General features: G+C 70.4%; 17 protein-coding genes. 9 read left to right on the plus strand and 8 right to left on the minus strand.

Annotation, left to right across the window (positions count from 1 at the left end; genetic code table 11):
- Nucleotides 1–36: 36 nt before the first annotated feature.
- Both ACP15J_RS08535 and dapD read right to left on the minus strand, forming a co-directional pair.
- Entirely contained in the window at nucleotides 37–1,506 is a 1,470-nt protein-coding gene (locus ACP15J_RS08535; protein WP_424980904.1) for a DEAD/DEAH box helicase, read from the minus strand.
- A 197-nt stretch (nucleotides 1,507–1,703) separates the two neighbouring features.
- A complete protein-coding gene (dapD, locus tag ACP15J_RS08540; protein ID WP_424936580.1) occupies nucleotides 1,704–2,657 on the minus strand; it encodes a 2,3,4,5-tetrahydropyridine-2,6-dicarboxylate N-succinyltransferase in 954 nt (317 codons plus the stop codon).
- A 101-nt stretch (nucleotides 2,658–2,758) separates the two neighbouring features.
- Between dapD and dapE the strand changes: the two genes are divergently transcribed.
- The 3 genes from dapE to ACP15J_RS08555 all read left to right on the plus strand — a co-directional run bounded on the left by dapE (nucleotide 2,759) and on the right by ACP15J_RS08555 (nucleotide 5,331).
- Nucleotides 2,759–3,838, plus strand: a complete 1,080-nt coding sequence (dapE, locus tag ACP15J_RS08545) for a succinyl-diaminopimelate desuccinylase (protein ID WP_424936581.1) — start codon at nucleotides 2,759–2,761, stop codon at nucleotides 3,836–3,838.
- A gap of 1 nt (nucleotide 3,839) precedes the next feature.
- Nucleotides 3,840–5,084 (plus strand): hypothetical protein, encoded by a 1,245-nt coding sequence (locus ACP15J_RS08550; protein ID WP_424936582.1) that lies wholly within the window; start codon nucleotides 3,840–3,842, stop codon nucleotides 5,082–5,084.
- Between the two features lie 76 nt (nucleotides 5,085–5,160).
- Nucleotides 5,161–5,331, plus strand: coding sequence for a DUF3117 domain-containing protein (locus tag ACP15J_RS08555; RefSeq protein WP_197220161.1), 171 nt, complete (start codon nucleotides 5,161–5,163; stop codon nucleotides 5,329–5,331).
- Nucleotides 5,332–5,420: 89 nt separating this feature from the next.
- On the opposite strand, the gene ACP15J_RS08560 is transcribed toward ACP15J_RS08555, so the two are convergent.
- Entirely contained in the window at nucleotides 5,421–6,059 is a 639-nt protein-coding gene (locus ACP15J_RS08560) for an O-methyltransferase (protein WP_424936583.1), read from the minus strand.
- A 112-nt stretch (nucleotides 6,060–6,171) separates the two neighbouring features.
- Here ACP15J_RS08560 and ACP15J_RS08565 point away from each other — a divergent pair, with 112 nt between their 5' ends.
- Nucleotides 6,172–6,570: a hypothetical protein gene (locus tag ACP15J_RS08565; protein WP_424936584.1), complete on the plus strand. Its 399-nt coding sequence runs from the start codon at nucleotides 6,172–6,174 to the stop codon at nucleotides 6,568–6,570.
- A gap of 47 nt (nucleotides 6,571–6,617) precedes the next feature.
- Here ACP15J_RS08565 and ACP15J_RS08570 read toward each other — a convergent pair whose 3' ends face one another.
- Genes ACP15J_RS08570 through ACP15J_RS08580 form a run of 3 tightly spaced genes read right to left on the minus strand, consistent with a single transcriptional unit; the run spans nucleotide 6,618 to nucleotide 9,594 of the window.
- Nucleotides 6,618–7,757: an Mrp/NBP35 family ATP-binding protein gene (locus ACP15J_RS08570; RefSeq protein WP_424936585.1), complete on the minus strand. Its 1,140-nt coding sequence runs from the start codon at nucleotides 7,755–7,757 to the stop codon at nucleotides 6,618–6,620.
- The gene (locus tag ACP15J_RS08575) at nucleotides 7,754–8,284 is read right to left on the minus strand and encodes a DUF1003 domain-containing protein (RefSeq protein WP_424936586.1); all 531 of its coding nucleotides are present in this window, start codon (nucleotides 8,282–8,284) and stop codon (nucleotides 7,754–7,756) included. The genes ACP15J_RS08570 and ACP15J_RS08575 overlap by 4 nt, the downstream gene beginning before the upstream one ends.
- A complete protein-coding gene (locus tag ACP15J_RS08580; RefSeq protein WP_424936587.1) occupies nucleotides 8,284–9,594 on the minus strand; it encodes a magnesium transporter MgtE N-terminal domain-containing protein in 1,311 nt (436 codons plus the stop codon). The genes ACP15J_RS08575 and ACP15J_RS08580 overlap by 1 nt, the downstream gene beginning before the upstream one ends.
- Nucleotides 9,595–9,888: 294 nt before the next feature.
- Between ACP15J_RS08580 and ACP15J_RS08585 the strand changes: the two genes are divergently transcribed.
- From ACP15J_RS08585 to ACP15J_RS08595, 3 genes are all read left to right on the plus strand, one after another.
- Complete coding sequence (locus tag ACP15J_RS08585) at nucleotides 9,889–11,499, plus strand: DUF6923 family protein (RefSeq protein ID WP_424936588.1); 1,611 nt, start codon at nucleotides 9,889–9,891, stop codon at nucleotides 11,497–11,499.
- Between the two features lie 84 nt (nucleotides 11,500–11,583).
- Nucleotides 11,584–12,528: a general stress protein gene (locus ACP15J_RS08590; protein WP_424936589.1), complete on the plus strand. Its 945-nt coding sequence runs from the start codon at nucleotides 11,584–11,586 to the stop codon at nucleotides 12,526–12,528.
- On the plus strand, nucleotides 12,525–13,205 hold the full coding sequence (locus ACP15J_RS08595) for an alpha/beta family hydrolase (RefSeq protein WP_424936590.1): 681 nt from the start codon (nucleotides 12,525–12,527) through the stop codon (nucleotides 13,203–13,205). The genes ACP15J_RS08590 and ACP15J_RS08595 overlap by 4 nt, the downstream gene beginning before the upstream one ends.
- Before the next feature lie 105 nt (nucleotides 13,206–13,310).
- Here ACP15J_RS08595 and ACP15J_RS08600 read toward each other — a convergent pair whose 3' ends face one another.
- Nucleotides 13,311–14,738, minus strand: coding sequence for an aminopeptidase P family protein (locus ACP15J_RS08600; RefSeq protein ID WP_424936591.1), 1,428 nt, complete (start codon nucleotides 14,736–14,738; stop codon nucleotides 13,311–13,313).
- A gap of 95 nt (nucleotides 14,739–14,833) precedes the next feature.
- Between ACP15J_RS08600 and ACP15J_RS08605 the strand changes: the two genes are divergently transcribed.
- On the plus strand, nucleotides 14,834–15,250 hold the full coding sequence (locus tag ACP15J_RS08605) for a DUF3054 domain-containing protein (RefSeq protein ID WP_424936592.1): 417 nt from the start codon (nucleotides 14,834–14,836) through the stop codon (nucleotides 15,248–15,250).
- A 19-nt stretch (nucleotides 15,251–15,269) separates the two neighbouring features.
- On the opposite strand, the gene ACP15J_RS08610 is transcribed toward ACP15J_RS08605, so the two are convergent.
- Nucleotides 15,270–16,295, minus strand: coding sequence for an endonuclease/exonuclease/phosphatase family protein (locus tag ACP15J_RS08610; RefSeq protein ID WP_424936593.1), 1,026 nt, complete (start codon nucleotides 16,293–16,295; stop codon nucleotides 15,270–15,272).
- A gap of 103 nt (nucleotides 16,296–16,398) precedes the next feature.
- Here ACP15J_RS08610 and ACP15J_RS08615 point away from each other — a divergent pair, with 103 nt between their 5' ends.
- The gene (locus tag ACP15J_RS08615) at nucleotides 16,399–17,283 is read left to right on the plus strand and encodes a PHP domain-containing protein (protein WP_424936594.1); all 885 of its coding nucleotides are present in this window, start codon (nucleotides 16,399–16,401) and stop codon (nucleotides 17,281–17,283) included.
- Nucleotides 17,284–17,343: the final 60 nt, after the last annotated feature.

Raw genomic sequence — 17,343 nt, forward strand, 5'->3', positions numbered from 1 at the left:
GCGGTGAGCCCCCGCCGCAGCACCCCGGGGCGAGGATCAGCCCCGAGGACGACCGGCGCCCTGGCCTCGGCCCGTGCCCTGGCCGGCTGCGCGGCCCTGGACGGAGCCGTGGCCCTGGCCGGTGCCTTGCCCGGAACGCCGCCGGCGCCGCCGCCGTGAGGGCGCGTCGCCAGCCGTGGTCGAGGCGTCGGCGCCGGGCTGACGCCCGCCGTTCTCCGTCGACGGAGCCGTCCGCCTGCCCGACGGGCGGGACACGCCTCCGGCGGGCTTCCTCTTCGCCGTGGGCCGGGGCGCGGGCGCCGCCTTCGGGGCGGGGCGGACGTGCGCCGCACGTTCGCCGACCAGCTCCTGCACGGTCGGGGAGTCGGCCGAGACCTGCTCGATGGCCGCCGCGATGCTGGCCTTGCGGAGCAGGGACTTCACGTCCTGCCGCTGCTCCGGGAGGAGCACCGTCACCACGGTCCCCGCGGCCCCGGCGCGAGCGGTCCGGCCGGAACGGTGCAGGTACGCCTTGTGCTCGGCCGGCGGGTCCACGTGCACCACGAGATCCACCCCGTCCACATGCACGCCGCGGGCCGCGACATCGGTGGCGACGAGCACACGGACCCCGCCGTCGTCCGGATCGCCGGAGAACGCCGCGAGGTTGCGCTCACGAGCGCTCTGGGAGAGGTTCCCCTGCAGGTCCACGGCGGGGATGCCTGATGCGGTGAGCTGCTTGGCGAGCTTCTTCGCCTGGTGCTTGGTGCGTGTGAAGAGGATCCGGCGGCCGGTGCCGGCGGCGAGGACGTTCACGAGCGCCTTCTTCCCCTCGGCGTCGGCGACCTCGAGCACCCGGTGCGTCATGTCGCCGACGGGGACGCTCGCCTCGTCGACCTCGTGGCTGACCGGGGAGGTGAGGAACCGACGGGCGAGCACGTCGATGCCGTTGTCGAGCGTCGCGCTGAACAGCAGGCGCTGACCGCCCGCCGGCGTGGCGGCGAGGATCCTGGTGACGCCGGGGAGGAAGCCGAGGTCAGCCATGTGGTCGGCCTCGTCGAGCACGGCGATCTCGATGGCGTCGAGGCGGGCGACCCCCTGCTTCATGAGGTCTTCGAGCCGACCAGGGCAGGCCACCACGATGTCGACGCCGCGGCGCAGCGCCTCCTCCTGCGGGCGCTGGCTCACGCCGCCGAAGACGGTCGTCACCTTCAGGCCCGCGGCGCGGGCGAGCGGGGCGACCGTCGCCGCGATCTGCGAGGCGAGCTCGCGGGTGGGCGCCAGGACGAGGCCGCGCGGGTGCCCTGAGCGCGCCTGCCGGCCCGTGAGGCGAGTGACGAGCGGGATCGCGAAGGCGAGGGTCTTGCCGCTCCCGGTGCGGCCACGACCGAGGAGGTCGCGCCCGGCGAGCGAGTCCGGCAGCGTGTCCCGCTGGATCGGGAATGGCTCTGTCTTGCCGGACTCGGCAAGAACGGCGGCCAGCGGCGCGGGTACGCCGAGTTCGAGGAAGGAAGGCACAGTGGGCTCCATCGTGCGCGTAGACGCGCGGTAAGGGACGGGGTTGGCGATGGCGCAGACGGACGATCCGTGCGCATGGTTTCGCCGTTCGAAAGGCCAGTCGATGCTGGGGAGCCGGAAAGGCTCGCTGTGGTCCGCAGAGACCCCGTGACGACGACGCAGCCGCCGGGAGGTCCGGACGACCTCCACAGTCTACCCGGGATGGGGGCCTACGCGTGCAGCGCCTCGTTCAGGGCGACGCCGACACCCGTGCGGCGGACCGCCTCGACCGCGCCGGAGAGCGAGTTCCGGCGGAACAGCAGGCCGTCGCGGCCGGACAGCTCCACCCCCTTCACCACGGGGCGGTGGCCGTCCGCGGTCGGCCCCTCATCGGCGAGGACGACCTTCGTCCCTCCGGTGACGTACAGGCCTGCCTCGACGACGCAGTCGTCACCCAACGAGATGCCGATCCCCGCGTTCGCGCCGAGCAGCGTCCTGGCGCCGATCGAGACGCGGTGCGTCCCGCCGCCGGAGAGCGTGCCCATGATCGAGGCGCCGCCGCCGATGTCGCTGCCGTCTCCGACGACGACGCCCTGGGAGATGCGCCCCTCGACCATCGAGGCGCCGAGCGTGCCGGCGTTGAAGTTCACGAAGCCCTCGTGCATCACGGTCGTCCCCGGCGCGAGATGCGCGCCGAGGCGAACGCGAGAGGCATCCGCGATCCGAACGCCTTCGGGGAGGACATAGTCCGTGAGCCGAGGGAACTTGTCGACCGACTGGATCTGGATCCCCGCGTACTGGAGCAGCGGGCGCAGGCGCGCGGCATCGGCGGGGAGCATCGGGCCCGCCGACGTCCAGGCCACGGTGGGGAGGTACGCGAAGATCCCGTCGAGATTGAGGTCGTTGGGGCGGACGAGCAGGTGCGAGAGCGCGTGCAGGCGAAGGTAGGCGTCGGCGGTGGAGGCCGGCGCCGCGTCGAGATCGATCCCGAGCTGGATCAGTTCGGTGGCCACGTTGCGCTGTTCGTCCTCGCCCGCGAACGCCTCCCAGGTCGCGGACGCCGCCGCGATGTCCCCGGCCGACGGCGTCTCCGAGGACACCTCGGGGAACCAGGCGTCCAGGACCGTGCCGTCCCCGGCGATCGTGGTCAGTCCGGAGCCGAAGATCGTGCGCGCGTCGCTCATGCCCTCTACGGTATCGAATCCCCTCCCGGACCCACGAGGCGGTCCGGGCGGCTCACGGCCACCTCAGGGAGAGGCCGGAAGCGCCCACTAGGCTGTGATCCATGCGCCTCGATCTGTCCTCGTCTTCCATCGAGCTCACCCGGGCGATCTGCGACATCCCCAGCGTTTCAGGCGGCGAGGGCGTTCTGGCCGACCTCATCGAGGAGGCGGTGTCCGCCGTCCGTCACCTCGAGGTCATCCGACACGGCAACACGGTGGTCGCCCGCACCCGGCTCGGCCGTCCGCAGCGGGTGGTGATCGCCGGGCACATCGACACGGTGCCGATCAACAGCAACGTCCCGACCCGCGAGGTCGAGGTCGACGGCGCTCCGTTCCTCTGGGGGAGGGGAACGGTCGACATGAAGGCCGGCGTGGCCGTTCAGCTGAAGCTCGCCGCCGAGCTCGCCGAGCCCGCGGTCGATGTGACGTGGATGTGGTACGACAACGAGGAGGTCGAAGCCTCACGAAACGGACTCGCGCTCCTCGTGGCTGCGCGTCCGGACCTCTTCTCCGCCGACTTCGCGATCCTCGGGGAGCCCAGCGATGGCCAGGTCGAGGGCGGGTGCAACGGTACCCTCCGCGCGATCGTGCGCACCGAGGGCGTCCGTGCCCACAGCGCCCGGGCATGGATCGGGGAGAACGCGATCCACCGCGCGGCGCCGATCCTTGCGCGGCTCGCGGAGTATCGCCCGCGCGAGGCGACCGTGGACGGCCTCGTGTACCGGGAGGGGCTGAACGCCGTCCGGATCAGCGGCGGAGTGGCAGGCAACGTCATCCCCGACGCCTGCGAGGTCGAGGTGAACTATCGTTTCGCGCCGAACAAGACCGCCGACGAGGCGGCAGCCCACGTGCGCAACGTCTTCGCGGGGTTCCCCGTAGAGATCACCGATTCGGCTGAGGGCGCGCGGCCCGGCCTCGACGCCCCGATCGCGCAGAGATTCGTCGCCGCCGTCGGTGCGACGCCGATGCCGAAGTACGGCTGGACCGATGTCGCGCGCTTCTCGGCCCTGGGCATCCCGGCCGTCAACTACGGACCGGGTGACCCTCATCTCGCTCACCATGACGATGAGCGGGTGCCGCTCGCCCAGATCGTGGCCGTCGAGGACGGGCTTCGTGCATGGCTCCGTGGCGCAGAGGCCTGAGATGACAACGCTCCCGGCTTTCTCCTCGTCCCCGGTGCGCCGCCGCTCCCTGACGCGCCTGTTCGTCCGGATGCCCGCCAGCGTGGGCGTTCTCCTCGTCTACGTCGCGGCGAGGGTGGTGACCACGGGAATGTTCGCCGTGGGCACGCAGCTCTCTGGACCGAACTCGCGTTTCGGCGTGAACGCGGGGATCGGCGACTTCGTGCTCGCGTGGGACGCGCAGTGGTACTGGTACATCGCCCTCCACGGATACCCGACCCAGCTCCCGCTCACGCCGGACGGTGCGGTCGCTGAGAACTCCTGGGCGTTCATGCCCCTCTACCCCTGGATCGCGCAGATCGTCGGGTTCCCCTTCGGAAGCTGGGGCGTGGGGGCGATGATCGTCTCGCTCGTCTCCGGCTACGTGGCCTGTCTCGTGATGTATCGGATGATGGCCCGCAAGATCGGACGCACTGCAGCGCTCTGGTCGGCCGTGTTCCTCGCCGCGGGGCCGCTGGGAGCACTGTTCCAGATCGGGTACGCGGAGGCGCTGTTCATGGTGTTCCTGCTGCTGGCGCTGGACGGCCTGATCCGTCGTCGTTACGGGAGGATCTACATCTTGATCCCGCTCATGGGCTTCTCCCGTCCCGGGGAGCTGGCCTTTGCGCTGCTGCTGGGACTCGTGCTGGTGATGCGCTGGCTTCGTCGGCGGAGCGATCCGCTTCACGGACGCGAGGTCGCGCATTTCTTCGCCCTCGGGGCGCTCGGAGTCGTGGTCGGCTTCGCCTGGCAGATCATCGCGGCGGTGGCGGCAGGCCGTCCGGACGCCTACCTGGCGACCGAGCTCGCCTGGCGTCGCAACTGGATCCGAGGGAGCGCCGGCGACTTCTTCCCCTTCGAGGGGTGGATCACGGCCGCGCAGATGTGGTTCCGGATCTGGCACCTGCCGCAGTGGCTCGGCCTCGTCGTCCTGGTGCTGCTGGTGATCGCCGCGGTGGCGATGCTGCTCTTCGGGCCGCGGGTGCGCAGGCTCGGGCCCGAGATCCGACTCTGGAGCGCCAGCTACCTCCTCTACCTGCTGGCGGTCTTCTTCCCGCAGTCCAGCACGTTGCGGCTGCTCTTCCCGCTCTCTCCGCTCTGGGGAGCGCTGGCGATCCCGCGGGCGAAGGGATTCCGCTGGGGAGTGCTCGTGGTGTGTCTGATCCTGCAGTGGCTGTGGATCTACAACGTCTTCGCCATGGGGAACACTTTCTGGCGGGTCCCCTGACCGCTCCCGACACGGATCGCGGGCGGTGCACCCGATAAGATGTTCCTGTAGACCACCGAGGAAAGGGAGCACCGCGATGGCAGCGATGAAGCCGAGGACCGGAGACGGACCCATGGAGGCCGTGAAGGAGGGGCGCCTCATCATCGTCCGCGTTCCGCTCGAGGGCGGCGGCCGGTTGGTCGTCTCCGTCAACGACGCCGAGGCAAAGGAGCTTCACGACGTGCTCGGTGCCGTCGTCGGCGCCTGAGCCCGTTCAACCTCCCGGAGGGGCGGTCGTTCTTCGGAACGGTCGCCCCTCCGGCGTTCGAGGCCGACCTCGGACCTGAGAGGTCGATCTCAGTCCTGAGCGGGGAGGCTGGTGAGCTGGAGCAGCCCCTCGCCCGTGCTGGAGAGGGCCGCGAGGACCGCAGGGGACTGCTGGGTCTCCTGGATCAGCGAGCGATAGGCGACGGTCACCGCGTCGCGCTGCACGGGATCGGCGACGCGCCCGCCGCCGAGGACACGGGGGATGAGCACCGTGCCGCCGGCGCGTACGAGACGCAGCCCGTGCTCGACATATTCGATGACGTTCTCGGGATCGGCGTCGACGAGGACGACGTCGTATGCGGCCTCGTTCATACGTGGCAGGACATCGGCCGCGCGGCCTGCGATGAACCGCGCGCGGGTGGGCGCGACCTTGGCGTCGTGGAAAGCGGAGCGTGCCGCAGCGAGGTGCTCGGGCTCGTTGTCGATCGAGGTGAGCACGGCCCTCGGCGCGCCGCGGAGCAGCCACAGCCCGGAGACGCCGGCTCCCGTCCCGATCTCGACGATCGAGCGGGCCCCCGTCGCGGCGGCGATCACGGCGCACTGCGCTCCGACGGCCGGGCTGATCGGCGTCGCGCCGAGCTCCATCGCGTGGACCCTGGCGCGCGCGATGGCGTCCGGCTCGACGATGGCCTCACGCACGTATCGTGCGTTCGCGTCCTGCTCGCTCATGGTTCTTTCTCCGCCTCGGTGAGCCCTGCGGAACCTTCCCGGCCGCGGGCCTCTTTCCAGCGTAGAGGCAGCGGACGTGCGCGACCGCCAGGCGCGGCGGTAGCCTTGTCACATGTTCTTCGGCCTGACCATCGAGAAGATCCTTCTCATCGGCGTGATCGCCGCGCTCCTCATCGGGCCGGAGCGCCTGCCTCAGTACGCGGAGCGATTCGCCCAGTTCGTCAGGCGTGCCGGCGAGTTCATGCGCGGTGCGAAGGACAAGGTGAAGGAGGAGGTCGGTCCGGAGCTCAACGACATGGACTGGCGCAAGCTCGACCCCCGCCAGTACGATCCGCGCCGCATCATCCGGGACGCTCTCCTGGACGACTCGCCTCCGGCGTCGGCCGCTGTCGCCGCGACGGCGACGACGGCCGTGGCGGCCTCGGCCGCCGCGTCTTCTCCGGCCAGCGCGCCGCCGCCGCGCGTGTTCTCGGCGGCGGAGCCTCCGCCATACGATCCCGAGGCCACCTAGGCCGGGTCGAAGGCCGCAGATCGCCCGAAGAGGGCGTTCTCGGCCGATCAGCGTGTCGGGGAGAGCGGGAGGGACCGTCCGACGAGGCGCCGCCCCTCTCCCTCCACGGCGTCTGCGAGCCTCTCGATGGCCTGTGCCGCCGGATCTCCAGGATCTGCGAGCACGATGGGCATGCCGTCGTCGCCTCCGGCGCGCAGGGCTTGGCTGAGCGGCACCGAGGCGAGCAGCGGGACCGGATCGTTCCCGGCGGAGAGAGCCTCGGCGACGGTCTGTCCGCCGCCGGCCCCGAAGAGGTCGAGTACCGTGCCGTCGGGGAGGGTCAGCGCCGTCATGTTCTCGACCACGCCGATGATCCGCTGGCCGGTCTGCCGCGCGACCAGGCCGCTGCGGATCGCCACCTCGGCGGCGGCCTCCTGCGGCGTCGTCACGACGAGGACCTCGGCGTGGGGGAGCAGCTGGCCGAGGGAGATCGCGATGTCCCCGGTCCCCGGTGGCATGTCGATGAGCAGGACGTCCAGGTCGCCGAAGAACACGTCCGTGAGGAACTGCTGGATGGTCCGGTGCAGCATGGGACCACGCCAGGCCACGACGGACTCGCCGTCGCGGAGGAACATCCCGATCGAGATCGCCTTCACCTCGTGTGCGAGGGGAGGGATGATCAGATCGTCGATGCGGGTGGGCGAAGGCACGGTGTCATCCCGCCCCATGCCGAGGAGCGCGGGAATCGAGAACCCGTGCACGTCCGCGTCGATGAGGCCGACGCGCCGGCCGCGTGCGGCGAGCGCGACGGCGAGGTTCGCGGTGACCGACGACTTGCCCACTCCGCCCTTGCCGCTGGTCACGGCGATGACCCGGGTGAGCGACTCCGGTCCGAACGGCATCTGCCGGGTGGGGCGTCCCTCCCGCAGCCTCTCCGTGAGGGCGCGTCGTTCCTCCGGGGTCATGACGCCGACGTCGACGGCGACCTCGTCGATCCCTGGCACCGCGGCGGCCGCGCGGCGGACGTCGCTCTCGATCCGGGTCGCTGCGGGGCAGCCGACGATCGTCAGCGCGATCCCGACTCTGGCACTGCCGGCCTCGACCGTGATCTCGCGGAGCATGTCGAGCTCGGCGAGCGGACGACGCAGCTCGGGATCGACGACCGCCCCGACGGCGCGACGGACCTCGTCGGCGATCGTGGCACTCATCGACCGGGCTCCTGCGCCCGACGCCCGTCGTCCTCGTCGCGCAGTTCGGCGAGCAGGGCCTTGAGCTCCTGGCGCAGCGCGTCACGGGTCAGCGGCTGCGCGGTGTGCTCCTCGAGCGCCATCCGCAGCGCGACGATCTCTCTGGCCAGGTACTCGGTGTCGGCGAGGTTCCGCTCGGCACGCTGACGATCCTGCTCGATCTGCACACGGTCGCGGTCGTCCTGTCTGTTCTGGGCGAGCAGGATCAGCGGGGCCGCGTAGGAGGCCTGCAGGGAGAGGATGAGCGTCAGGAGGGTGAAGTTCGTCGCGGCGGGGTCGAACTGCCACTCGCGGGGCATCGTGATGTTCCATACCAGCCAGATCGTGACGAAGACGCTCATGCCGATGAGGAAGCCCGAGGTGCCCATCCCGCGAGCGAAGGCCTCGGAGAACCGGCCGAACCGGTCGCTCGAGCTCTGCGAGCCGCGAGCGCGCATGCCTCCGAGCCCGCGAGGCGCGTCCAGACGAGGCCCGTTGCTGCGCGCCATCATCCGACGCTCCCGTTCATGGGCACGGCGCCAGGGGAAGAGGTGCGGCCGCTGAGGGCCGCGTGGTGCTCGTCGTCCACGCCATGCGACCGCCAGTCCTCGGGGAGCAGGTAGTCGAGCACGTCGTCGACGCTGACCGCGCCGACGAGCCGATGGGCCTGGTCGACGACGGGGAGCGAGACGAGATCGTAGCTGGCGAGCATACGCGCGACCTCCTGCGCCGATGCCGTCACAGGCACGGGCTCGAGACTGTCGTCGACGATCGCGCCGAGACGCTCGTGCGGGGGATAGCGGAGCATCCGCTGGAAGTGGACGACGCCGAGCAGTCGTCCGGTGGGCGTCTCGAACGGCGGGAGCGTGAGGAACACCGCGGCGGCGAGCGCGGGATGCAGCTCGTGCCGCCGGATGAGGGCGAGCGCCTCGGCGACGGTGGCGTCGGCGGAGAGGATGATCGGCTCCGGCGTCATCAGGCCGCCGGCAGTGTCGGGGCTGTAGCGGAGGAGCATCCGGACGTCCTCGGCCTCCTCCGGCTCCATGAGCTCGAGGAGGTGCTCGAGACGGTTCGGCGGCAGTTGGGCGAGGAGGTCCGCAGCGTCGTCCGGCTCCATCTGGTCGAGGATGTCCGCCGCCCGCTCATCGCCGAGGCGGTCGAGGATGTGCATCTGCTCGTCCTCGGGCATCTCCTCGAGGGCGTCGGCGAGGCGTTCGTCCGGGAGCTCCCCCGCCACCTCCATCCTGCGTTGCTGGGGAAGGTCGAGGAGCGTGTTGGCGAGGTCGGCGGGGCGCAGTTCGGAGAAGCTCGCAACCAGCTGTTCCGCCGACTGCGCCTCGCCCGTGCGGCGCTGCTCGCGCACCTCGCTCCACGCGGCGAAGGTCGTCGGGCCCTTGGCGAACGGGGAGGCGCTGGTCTTGGGCTTGCGGAGGAAGAGCTGCCCCACCGACCATTCCCCGAGCCGGTTGGGCTCGATCGCGACGTCCTCGATCACGGCGGTCCCGCTCCCGTCCGCGAGGTCGACGCGGCGGCCGAGAAGCTCCGCCATGACGCGCACCTCGCCGTTGCGGGGCTTGAAACGCCGTACGTTCATGAGCCCCGAGGTGATGACCTGTCCCGTGCTGATCGAGGTGACGCGGCCGATCGAGAGGAACACCTGGCGGCGGCCGGGGATCTCGCACACGAGTCCGATCACCCGAGGGGCCGCGGTACTTCGGTACACGACGACGACGTCCCGGACCTTGCCGAGCCGATCGCCGGCGGGGTCGAACACGGCGCAGCCGGCCAGGCGCGCGACGAATACCCGCTGTGTGCTCATGGGATCAGTGTAATGTCCGGGAATCGTGTATCTTGAGGGGGCTCGTGCCGGGGTGCGGTGAGCTGAACCTTCTCCGATGGGAGAGGCGAGAGCCGAGCGGAAGTCCTGCCAGGGGGCAGGCGCGGGGGATTTGGGGTGTGTTCTCGAATGTTGAGGGCAAGCAGGGGGCGTCTGCCGTGGCGGCGTATCCTCTCTGGAATAGGTGTGGTTCTCGTTGTGGGAGCAGGGGTGTTGACCCCGGGGGCGGCATGGTCGGCGGAGGGCCTTCAGAGGGTGGACGCTCCAGGAGCGGACATGGTGCCTTTCGACTCTTCGGAGCCGGCCGTGATCGGATCGGGTGGCTTGCCGACGATCTTCGTTCGGCTCGATCGTCCCGATGGGGCGGGGCACGTGACGACTCCAATTCCGAACAATGCTGTGCGCAGATTCGAAGCGATCGCGTTCAATTCGGCGGACAACTTCTTGTATGCCGTTGACTTCGACCTGAACATGTTATTGCGAATCGACAGCACGGGATCATTCGAGGACCTTTTCGGGCTGCCACATCCGTCCCCTGGGTCATGGGAAGGAGGGACGTACACGTCCGCGACCTTCGGAGCTGGGAGCGATGCGAACATTCTCTACCTGTTGCCGGGCTACGGACTTCGCCGCTTGACGACGGTGGATGTGACGACGGGGCAGTCGGCGGCGGTGCAGCTCTCGCAACCGGTCCCGGGCAATGACATGGTCTACAAGGACGGGCTGCTCTGGCAGTTCAACCAGGATTCCGCCTACCGGATCGATCCGTCCACGGGGGGCGTCGACGTATTCGACGCGACAGCCCTGGGCCTAGCCGTTCAGGCGTCCTATAGGTCCTACGACGCTCAATGGCTCTACGGTAACGGGAACGTCGGCATCGCGCAGGGGGATCATGTGTATCAGATCTCCATCTCCGGCCCCGACTCCGAGCATCCCTCGTTCCGCCTCGTCGACGATGCCCCTGCGGTGATCGAGTTGACTGACGGGACTTCGATCGCAGGATCTCCGGTAGACGTAGGACTGTCCCAAGGCGGAGACGAGACCTTCACGCCCGGCAGGTCATATGAGTACACGATCACGCTGACCAATAACGGCGGGGGAACCTCGAGCGGCTCACGAGTCGAGGGCACCGTCCCTGTCGGACTGCTCTCCCCGGAGGTATTGACGCCCGGCTGCACGATCGCCGAAGGCTCTTTGGCCTGTGCTTTCGGCGCGATGCAGGCGGGGGCCACGAAGACCATCCTGGTCAGGGGGACCGCTGCCGACGACTCGACGGAGGACGCCCTTCGCAGCACGGTGACGGTGGTCGGGAACGAGGCCGACCCGGTGGCAAGCAACGACGACGCCGTGTTCGCGCCGAAACCTGTACCAGCTCCGGCTCTGTCACTGCAGGCGTCCGTAGACAGAACGAGCGTGACCGGTGCGGGACAGGGGATCGTCTTCTCATTCCCGGTGACAAACACCGGAAACGTGGAAGTACGGGATGTGTCCGTCTCCAGCGGTGGAAAGGTGAGTAACGCGACCTGCCCCGCAGATGCCGCGGCGCTCGCCCCGGGGGCGACGGTGACCTGTTCGGCGGTGTACATCGCCGTCGACGCCGATCTCACAGGCAACCCGATCATGGCCACGGTGACTGCTGCAGGCATCGACCCTGACGGTGGCGCCGTGGTGACCGGACCTGTGACGACCTCGGTCGAGACGGTGCTCCCAGAGATCTCGGAGACTTCCGCACCGGTCACGCCTGCTCCGACGACGGTGGTGACCCCGCGCCCCTCCGGGTCAGGGTTGGCCGCCACCGGCGGTGCGAGCATGGCGGTTCTGGGTGCCGTCGCGGTCCTCCTGGTCATGGCGGGGGTCGCTACGCTGGCCACCCGGCGTCGCGCGTAGCCGTCATTCCGCCGGCAGGACGCTCCGGTTGGCTGGTCGTCGCCCCGCATCTGCCGATCAGGTGGTCCGTGGGAGAATGGAGGGATGAGCATGATGAACCGTCCGCCAGGCACCGCCGAGGTCGGCGAGACCGTCGCCTCGGTGCGCGAGTACGAGGCCGCGCAGAAGCTGGTCTCCACGCTCATCGCAGGAGAGGTCCCTGCGCGTGACATCGCGATCGTCGGAATGGGCGTGCGCACGATCGAGCGCGTCACCGGACGCCTCGGGTACGCGACGGCGGCTCGGTCCGGGGCCATGAACGGCCTTCTCATCGGGCTCTTCCTCTCCGCGATCTTCGTGCTGGGGAATCCTGCCGCTCCGATCCAGGCTTTCGTCGGCGTGCTGTTCGTCGGCGTCGCGATGGGGATGATCCTGAGTCTCGTGACATACGCGATCGTGCGCCGCCGCCGTGACTATGCGAGCGTCATGCAGCTGGCCGCCGACCACTACGAGGTGACGGTCTTGCCCGGTTCGCTCTCGAAGGCTCGGCAGGTGCTGGGCCGGTCGTCGGCTCCCGCCCGCCCGGCCGCTCCCGCAGCGGTGGCTCCCGATGCGGCGCCACCGCGCTACGGCGAGCGCGTGTCGCCCGGAACGACGCAGGTCCCTGCTGCCCAGAGCCCTGCCCAGGACCCTGGGGCACCGCAGCCGGCTCCCCGATCGGCGTCGCAGGACGAGGAGCCGCCGCGGTATGGCGAGCGCATCGCTCCTCCTCCTCCGGCTCGTTCGGCTGCCGAGGCCGCGGCAGCTGCCCCGTCTGGGAATCCGGCCGCGGACGGCGCCACATCCGCGGCCCAGCGCGCCGGGCGTGCAGCGTCTGCCCCTGAGATCGACGCGGTGGACGGGCCCGAGACCCCTCTCCGGTCCGCTGTCGGCACTGCGGCCGACGCCGAGTCCGAGGCGGAGCAGGCGATCGCTGCCGACTCCGAGCCGTCTGGCGAGGCCGGGTCCGCGGCGCCGGAGGGGGACGGCGAGTCCGCCTCGCGGCCATGACCTCCGTCCCGGAGCAGGCCGCCGAGCGCGAGATCTCTGTGACGGTCCCGCTCCCGGCCGGTCCGGTCGAGATCCCCGTGGTCATCGGCGAGGTGGACGGCGCGGAGGCGACGGTGATCGTCGCGCACGGCGCCGGCGCGGGCAAGGACCATCCCTTCCTCACGGGCTTCACCGATGCGTTGCGGCGCGAGGGGCTCTCGACCGTGCGTTTCGACTTTCCCTACGTCGTCGCGGGGCGGCATATGCCGGGCCCGGCGACCCATGCCATCCTCGCGTGGCGGGCCGTGGTCGACGCCGTCCCCGGCACAGGGATCGTCGTCGGCGGTGGCAAGTCCTACGGCGGGCGGATGGCGTCGATGGCCGCCGCGGAGGGTCTCGCCGTCGATGCCCTGGTCTATCTGGGCTATCCCTTGCACCCACCGGGGAGGCCGGAGAAGCCGCGGACCGCGCATCTGTCGGCCGTGGCCGTGCCACAGCTCTTCATCGAGGGAGCGAACGATCCGTTCATCCAGCCTCTCGCCCAGTTCGACGAGGCTGTGGCGATGTGTCGTGATGCTCGGGTCACCTGGGTCGAGGGCGGAGGCCACTCCTTCGAGGTGAAAGGGCACGCACGCCCGGCGGATGAGATCGGGGCCTCCCTCGCGCCGGCCGTCGCGGACTTCGTCCGGACGCTCTGACGGCCCCGGCCGGCACGGAGACCTTCGCGGAGCGGTCGAGCAGCGCCGGTGTCGCGGCCGAGAGCCCCTCCGCCCGCCGCAGCGCGCGACGGACGGAGGACCCACTCAGCTCTGAAGCCTCGCGATCCACGCCTCGACCTCGGCGGAGGTGCGGGGGATGTCTGCCGAGAGGTTCACCGGCCCCTGCTCTGTCATCAGGATGTCGTCCTCGATACGGACACCGATGCCGCGATACTCCTCGGGGACAGTCAGGTCGTCGATCTGGAAGTAGAGGCCCGGCTCGATCGTGAAGACCATGCCCGGCTCGATGAGGCCGTCGTAGTACATCTCGCGACGGGCCTGTGCGCAGTCGTGCACGTCGATGCCGAGGTGGTGGCTCGTGCCGTGCACCATGTAGCGGCGATGCTGGCCGCCGCGATCGGCGTCGAGCGCCTCCTCCGCCGAGACGGGCAGCAGGCCCCACTCGGCCGTGCGAGCCGCGATGGCCTCCATGGCGGCCTCGTGCACGGCCCGGAAGGGGACGCCCACCTTCGCGGCGGCGAAGGCGGCGTCCGCGGCCTCGACGACCGCGTCGTACACCCGGCGCTGCACCGGGCTGAAGGTGCCGGACACGGGGAGGGTACGCGTGATGTCCGCCGTGTAGAGGCTGTCGGTCTCGACACCCGCGTCGACGAGGATCAGGTCGCCGGGGATCACCGCCCCGTCGTTGCGGGTCCAGTGCAGGTAGCAGGCGTGCGGCCCGGAGGCCGCGATCGTGTCGTACCCCTCCCAGTTGCCGTCGCTGCGGGCGCGCTGGTGGAAAACACCCTCGACGACGCGCTCGCCCCGGGCGTGGGCGATCGCGCGGGGGAGGTCGCGGATCACGTCGGCGAACCCGTCGGCGGTGATCGCGACCGCGCGCCGCATCTCCGCCACCTCGTACTCGTCCTTCGTGAGGCGCAGCTCGGACACGAAGCGGGTCAGCTCCTCGTCGGCGTCCACGACGAGCTCGCCCTCGACGGTGGTGAGGGCGTCGAGGTGGGCGGTGGCGACCCCCAGATCGGCTGCCACCGCGGCCAGCGACGGTCGCGGCCCGATCCAGAACTCTCCGATCGTGGCGTCGGAGTAGAACTCCGCCGTCGTGCGGTCGGCACGCTCGCGGAAATACAGTGTGACCTCGTGGCCTTCGGACACGGGCTCGAAGACCAGCACCGAGTCCGGCTCAGAATCGGTTGCCCAGCCGGTGAGGTGCGCGAAGGCCGAATGCGCGCGGAACGGGTAGTCGGTGTCGTTGCTGCGCTGCTTGAGGGAGCCGGCGGGGACCACCAGGCGCTTTCCCGGGAACGCCGCGGACACTGTTGCTCGCCGCGCCGCCGCGTACCGAGCCTGGGCACGTGCCGAGGGGGCGGACGCCGGGCGTTCGGCCCAGCCGGAGGAGATCGTGTCGAGGAAGCCCTGAGGGAAGGGCTGGCGTCGGTTCGTGACCGAGGTGGTCTTCTCTGCATCGGGGGTCGTCGTCGACTCTTCGATCGTGTCGTGGTCTGCGGTGCTCATGTCTCCAGTCTCTCACCGCCCGTGTCACGCCGCACGGTGCCGGCCTGTCCCTCGGACACGCGCCTCGGGCGGGAGCCGAATAGGCTGGGAGGATCATGTCCGAGCCCGTTTCGTCCTCGACGCCGTCGTCTCGGCGTCCCATGGCCTGGCTTTGGGTGTTCGCCGGCGATGCGATCCTCGTCCTCGTCTTCGCCACGATCGGCCGGGCCAGTCATGAGCGCGGGCTCAGCGTTCTCGGCGTGCTGGAGACGGCATGGCCTTTCCTCGCGGCCCTCGTCGTGGGTTGGATCGCCCTGCGCGCCTGGTCGGCGCCGATGGCGGTGATCCGCACCGGTCTGCCGCTGTGGGGCATCACGGTGGCGGGCGGGATGGCGCTGCGCGCGCTCTCCGGAGCCGGCGTCGCGCTGCCCTTCGTCATCGTCGCCGCGGCAACCCTTCTGCTCCTGCTCGTCGTCTGGCGCCTTGTGGCAGGCCTCGTCGCCCGGAGTCGATCCCGTCGCCTGACGCGCTAGTCGCCCGGCAGCACCGGCATCATCGCGCGGGCTCGAGCTGTGCGATGAGCGCGCGGTGGTCGCTCTCGCCGTCCGTGGCGTCGAGCACTGCCGACCCGCTCGCCCGCCATTGCGGAGTCGCCATGACATGGTCGATCGGAGCGCCGGCGAGAGCAGGGAGCGACGATGGCCACGTGCCGAGGATCCCGGACCCGGAGCGCGAGGCGACGTCGCGGCAGGCGCCCATGTCGCCGCCGTCCTTGCCGAGCGAGGCCATGTGGTCGAGCGTGGCGTTGAAGTCGCCGGCGAGGATGACGTTCCCGCCGGGGCACTGGTCGGCGATCCAGCGCAGGTCCTCTCGCCATCCGTCCATGTCGTCGGGACGAGGCGCGACGGCATGGACGGCGACGACCGTAGGGCCCTTGCCATCCACGGGCATGACCACCGCGCTCGGAACCGAGCTGGTGTTGCTCGTGCCGTCGGCCGAGGACTCGAGCACTGAGTAGTCGCCGAGATCAGGGGAGATGAGGATCGTGGTCTGCCAGGAGTCCGGCCCCTTCTCCACGTCGGGCCGGAACTGCACGTGGTGCACCCACATGGGGTGGTTTTGATCACGGAGCATGATGGCGATCTGCTCCCCGACGTCCTCGGTCGTCTCGGGGAGCGCGACGATGTCGGCCTTCTGCTCGACGATGGTGCGCGCGATCTCCGCGGCGGGAACGGCCTCGCCGGCCGTGTTCCAGGCGAGCACTCGCACGCTCTCCGCCGTCTTGGCCGGCAGCCCGGCAGGGGCGAGACCGCGGATCGCGCCGATCGTCGCGGAGGCGCCGGCTCCGAGGAGGGCGATGATCGCGATCGACGCGGCGAAGCCGCGCAGCGGGCGGGCGAGGGAGAGGAGGAGCGCCAGCAGGAAGATTCCGACGTACGCGACGACGAGAAGCCCCCGCGCCGCCACGAGCTGGGTGAGGGGGAAGGTCTGCTCCAGGTGGAAGAACTGCGGCCAGGTCAGGACCGCCGTGGCGATCACGAAGAGCACGGTGAGCAGGATACCCAGCAGTCGAAACATCGTGCACGAGCCTAGGGGACGTCCGCTGTGAGACCACTGGTGCGGACGTCTACGGCAGAGCGCCCTCCGCGAACGTGGGGGTGGCGCTCGCTACGCTCGAGGGATGACGGAAGACGCGCCGACCGGACGGTTCCACGGGCCGAGCGATCTGCATCTGCACTCGAACCGCTCCGACGGCACGGAGCCGCCGGCCGAGGTCGTCGCGCAAGCGCACGCGCACGGGGTGCGCACGATCGCGCTCACCGACCATGACACCACGGCCGGATGGGAGGAAGCGCGCGCCGAGGCGGTGCGCCGGGGGATGACCTTCATCCCCGGAATGGAGCTCTCGACGAGAGAGGGCTGGCGTAGCATCCACATGCTCGCCTACCTCTTCGATCCCACCTCCCCCGAGCTCGTGGCCGAGATGGAACGGATCCGTGACGACCGCATCGGGCGTGCGGAGCGGATCGTCCGCAACATCGGACGTGACTACCCGATCACCTGGGAGGACGTGCAGACGCAGACCTCCGGCGATGCCACCGTGGGGCGGCCGCACATCGCCGACGCGCTGGTCGCCCTGGGGCTCGTCGCCGACCGGTCGGCGGCCTTCGCCGGGATCCTGCATCCGCGCGAGGGCTACTACGAGGGGCACTACGCTCCCGACCCGGCGCGCGCAGTACGCCTCATCACCCGCGCCGGCGGGGTCGCCGTGGTCGCCCATCCGGCGCCGTCGGGGCGGAGTCAGATGGTCCCCGTCCCGCTCCTGGAGGAGCTCATCGCGGCGGGCCTCGCGGGGGTCGAGATCGACCATCGGGAGAACACCTCGTCAGGCAAGCGGGTGCTGAGGGACCTCGCCGCAGACCATCGCCTCATCGTCACCGGGTCCAGCGACTACCACGGCGCAGGCAAGCCCAATCGTCCGGGCGAGAACACCACGGCGGACGCGATGGTCCGACGGATCCTGGAGCGCGGCACCGGAGCGACGGCGACCTTCCCGGACATCTGAGCCTAGGGCGAGAGCGGGTCGACGGTCGGCTAGCGGGTCGCTGTCCGACCGTCGGTGGCC

Source organism: Microbacterium sp. S308A+, from assembly GCF_049800815.1.
Lineage (GTDB): Bacteria > Actinomycetota > Actinomycetes > Actinomycetales > Microbacteriaceae > Microbacterium.

Excerpts from the sequence above, each read along its gene's own strand:
- ACP15J_RS08535 (WP_424980904.1), bottom strand. The coding sequence starts at position 1,506 with ATGGAGCCCACTGTGCCTTCCTTCCTCGAACTCGGCGTACCCGCGCCG.
- dapD (WP_424936580.1), bottom strand. The coding sequence starts at position 2,657 with ATGAGCGACGCGCGCACGATCTTCGGCTCCGGACTGACCACGATCGCC.
- dapE (WP_424936581.1), top strand. The coding sequence starts at position 2,759 with ATGCGCCTCGATCTGTCCTCGTCTTCCATCGAGCTCACCCGGGCGATC.
- ACP15J_RS08550 (WP_424936582.1), top strand. The coding sequence starts at position 3,840 with ATGACAACGCTCCCGGCTTTCTCCTCGTCCCCGGTGCGCCGCCGCTCC.
- ACP15J_RS08555 (WP_197220161.1), top strand. The coding sequence starts at position 5,161 with ATGGCAGCGATGAAGCCGAGGACCGGAGACGGACCCATGGAGGCCGTG.
- ACP15J_RS08560 (WP_424936583.1), bottom strand. The coding sequence starts at position 6,059 with ATGAGCGAGCAGGACGCGAACGCACGATACGTGCGTGAGGCCATCGTC.
- ACP15J_RS08565 (WP_424936584.1), top strand. The coding sequence starts at position 6,172 with ATGTTCTTCGGCCTGACCATCGAGAAGATCCTTCTCATCGGCGTGATC.
- ACP15J_RS08570 (WP_424936585.1), bottom strand. The coding sequence starts at position 7,757 with ATGAGTGCCACGATCGCCGACGAGGTCCGTCGCGCCGTCGGGGCGGTC.
- ACP15J_RS08575 (WP_424936586.1), bottom strand. The coding sequence starts at position 8,284 with ATGGCGCGCAGCAACGGGCCTCGTCTGGACGCGCCTCGCGGGCTCGGA.
- ACP15J_RS08580 (WP_424936587.1), bottom strand. The coding sequence starts at position 9,594 with ATGAGCACACAGCGGGTATTCGTCGCGCGCCTGGCCGGCTGCGCCGTG.
- ACP15J_RS08585 (WP_424936588.1), top strand. The coding sequence starts at position 9,889 with ATGGTGCCTTTCGACTCTTCGGAGCCGGCCGTGATCGGATCGGGTGGC.
- ACP15J_RS08590 (WP_424936589.1), top strand. The coding sequence starts at position 11,584 with ATGAGCATGATGAACCGTCCGCCAGGCACCGCCGAGGTCGGCGAGACC.
- ACP15J_RS08595 (WP_424936590.1), top strand. The coding sequence starts at position 12,525 with ATGACCTCCGTCCCGGAGCAGGCCGCCGAGCGCGAGATCTCTGTGACG.
- ACP15J_RS08600 (WP_424936591.1), bottom strand. The coding sequence starts at position 14,738 with ATGAGCACCGCAGACCACGACACGATCGAAGAGTCGACGACGACCCCC.
- ACP15J_RS08605 (WP_424936592.1), top strand. The coding sequence starts at position 14,834 with ATGTCCGAGCCCGTTTCGTCCTCGACGCCGTCGTCTCGGCGTCCCATG.
- ACP15J_RS08610 (WP_424936593.1), bottom strand. The coding sequence starts at position 16,295 with ATGTTTCGACTGCTGGGTATCCTGCTCACCGTGCTCTTCGTGATCGCC.
- ACP15J_RS08615 (WP_424936594.1), top strand. The coding sequence starts at position 16,399 with ATGACGGAAGACGCGCCGACCGGACGGTTCCACGGGCCGAGCGATCTG.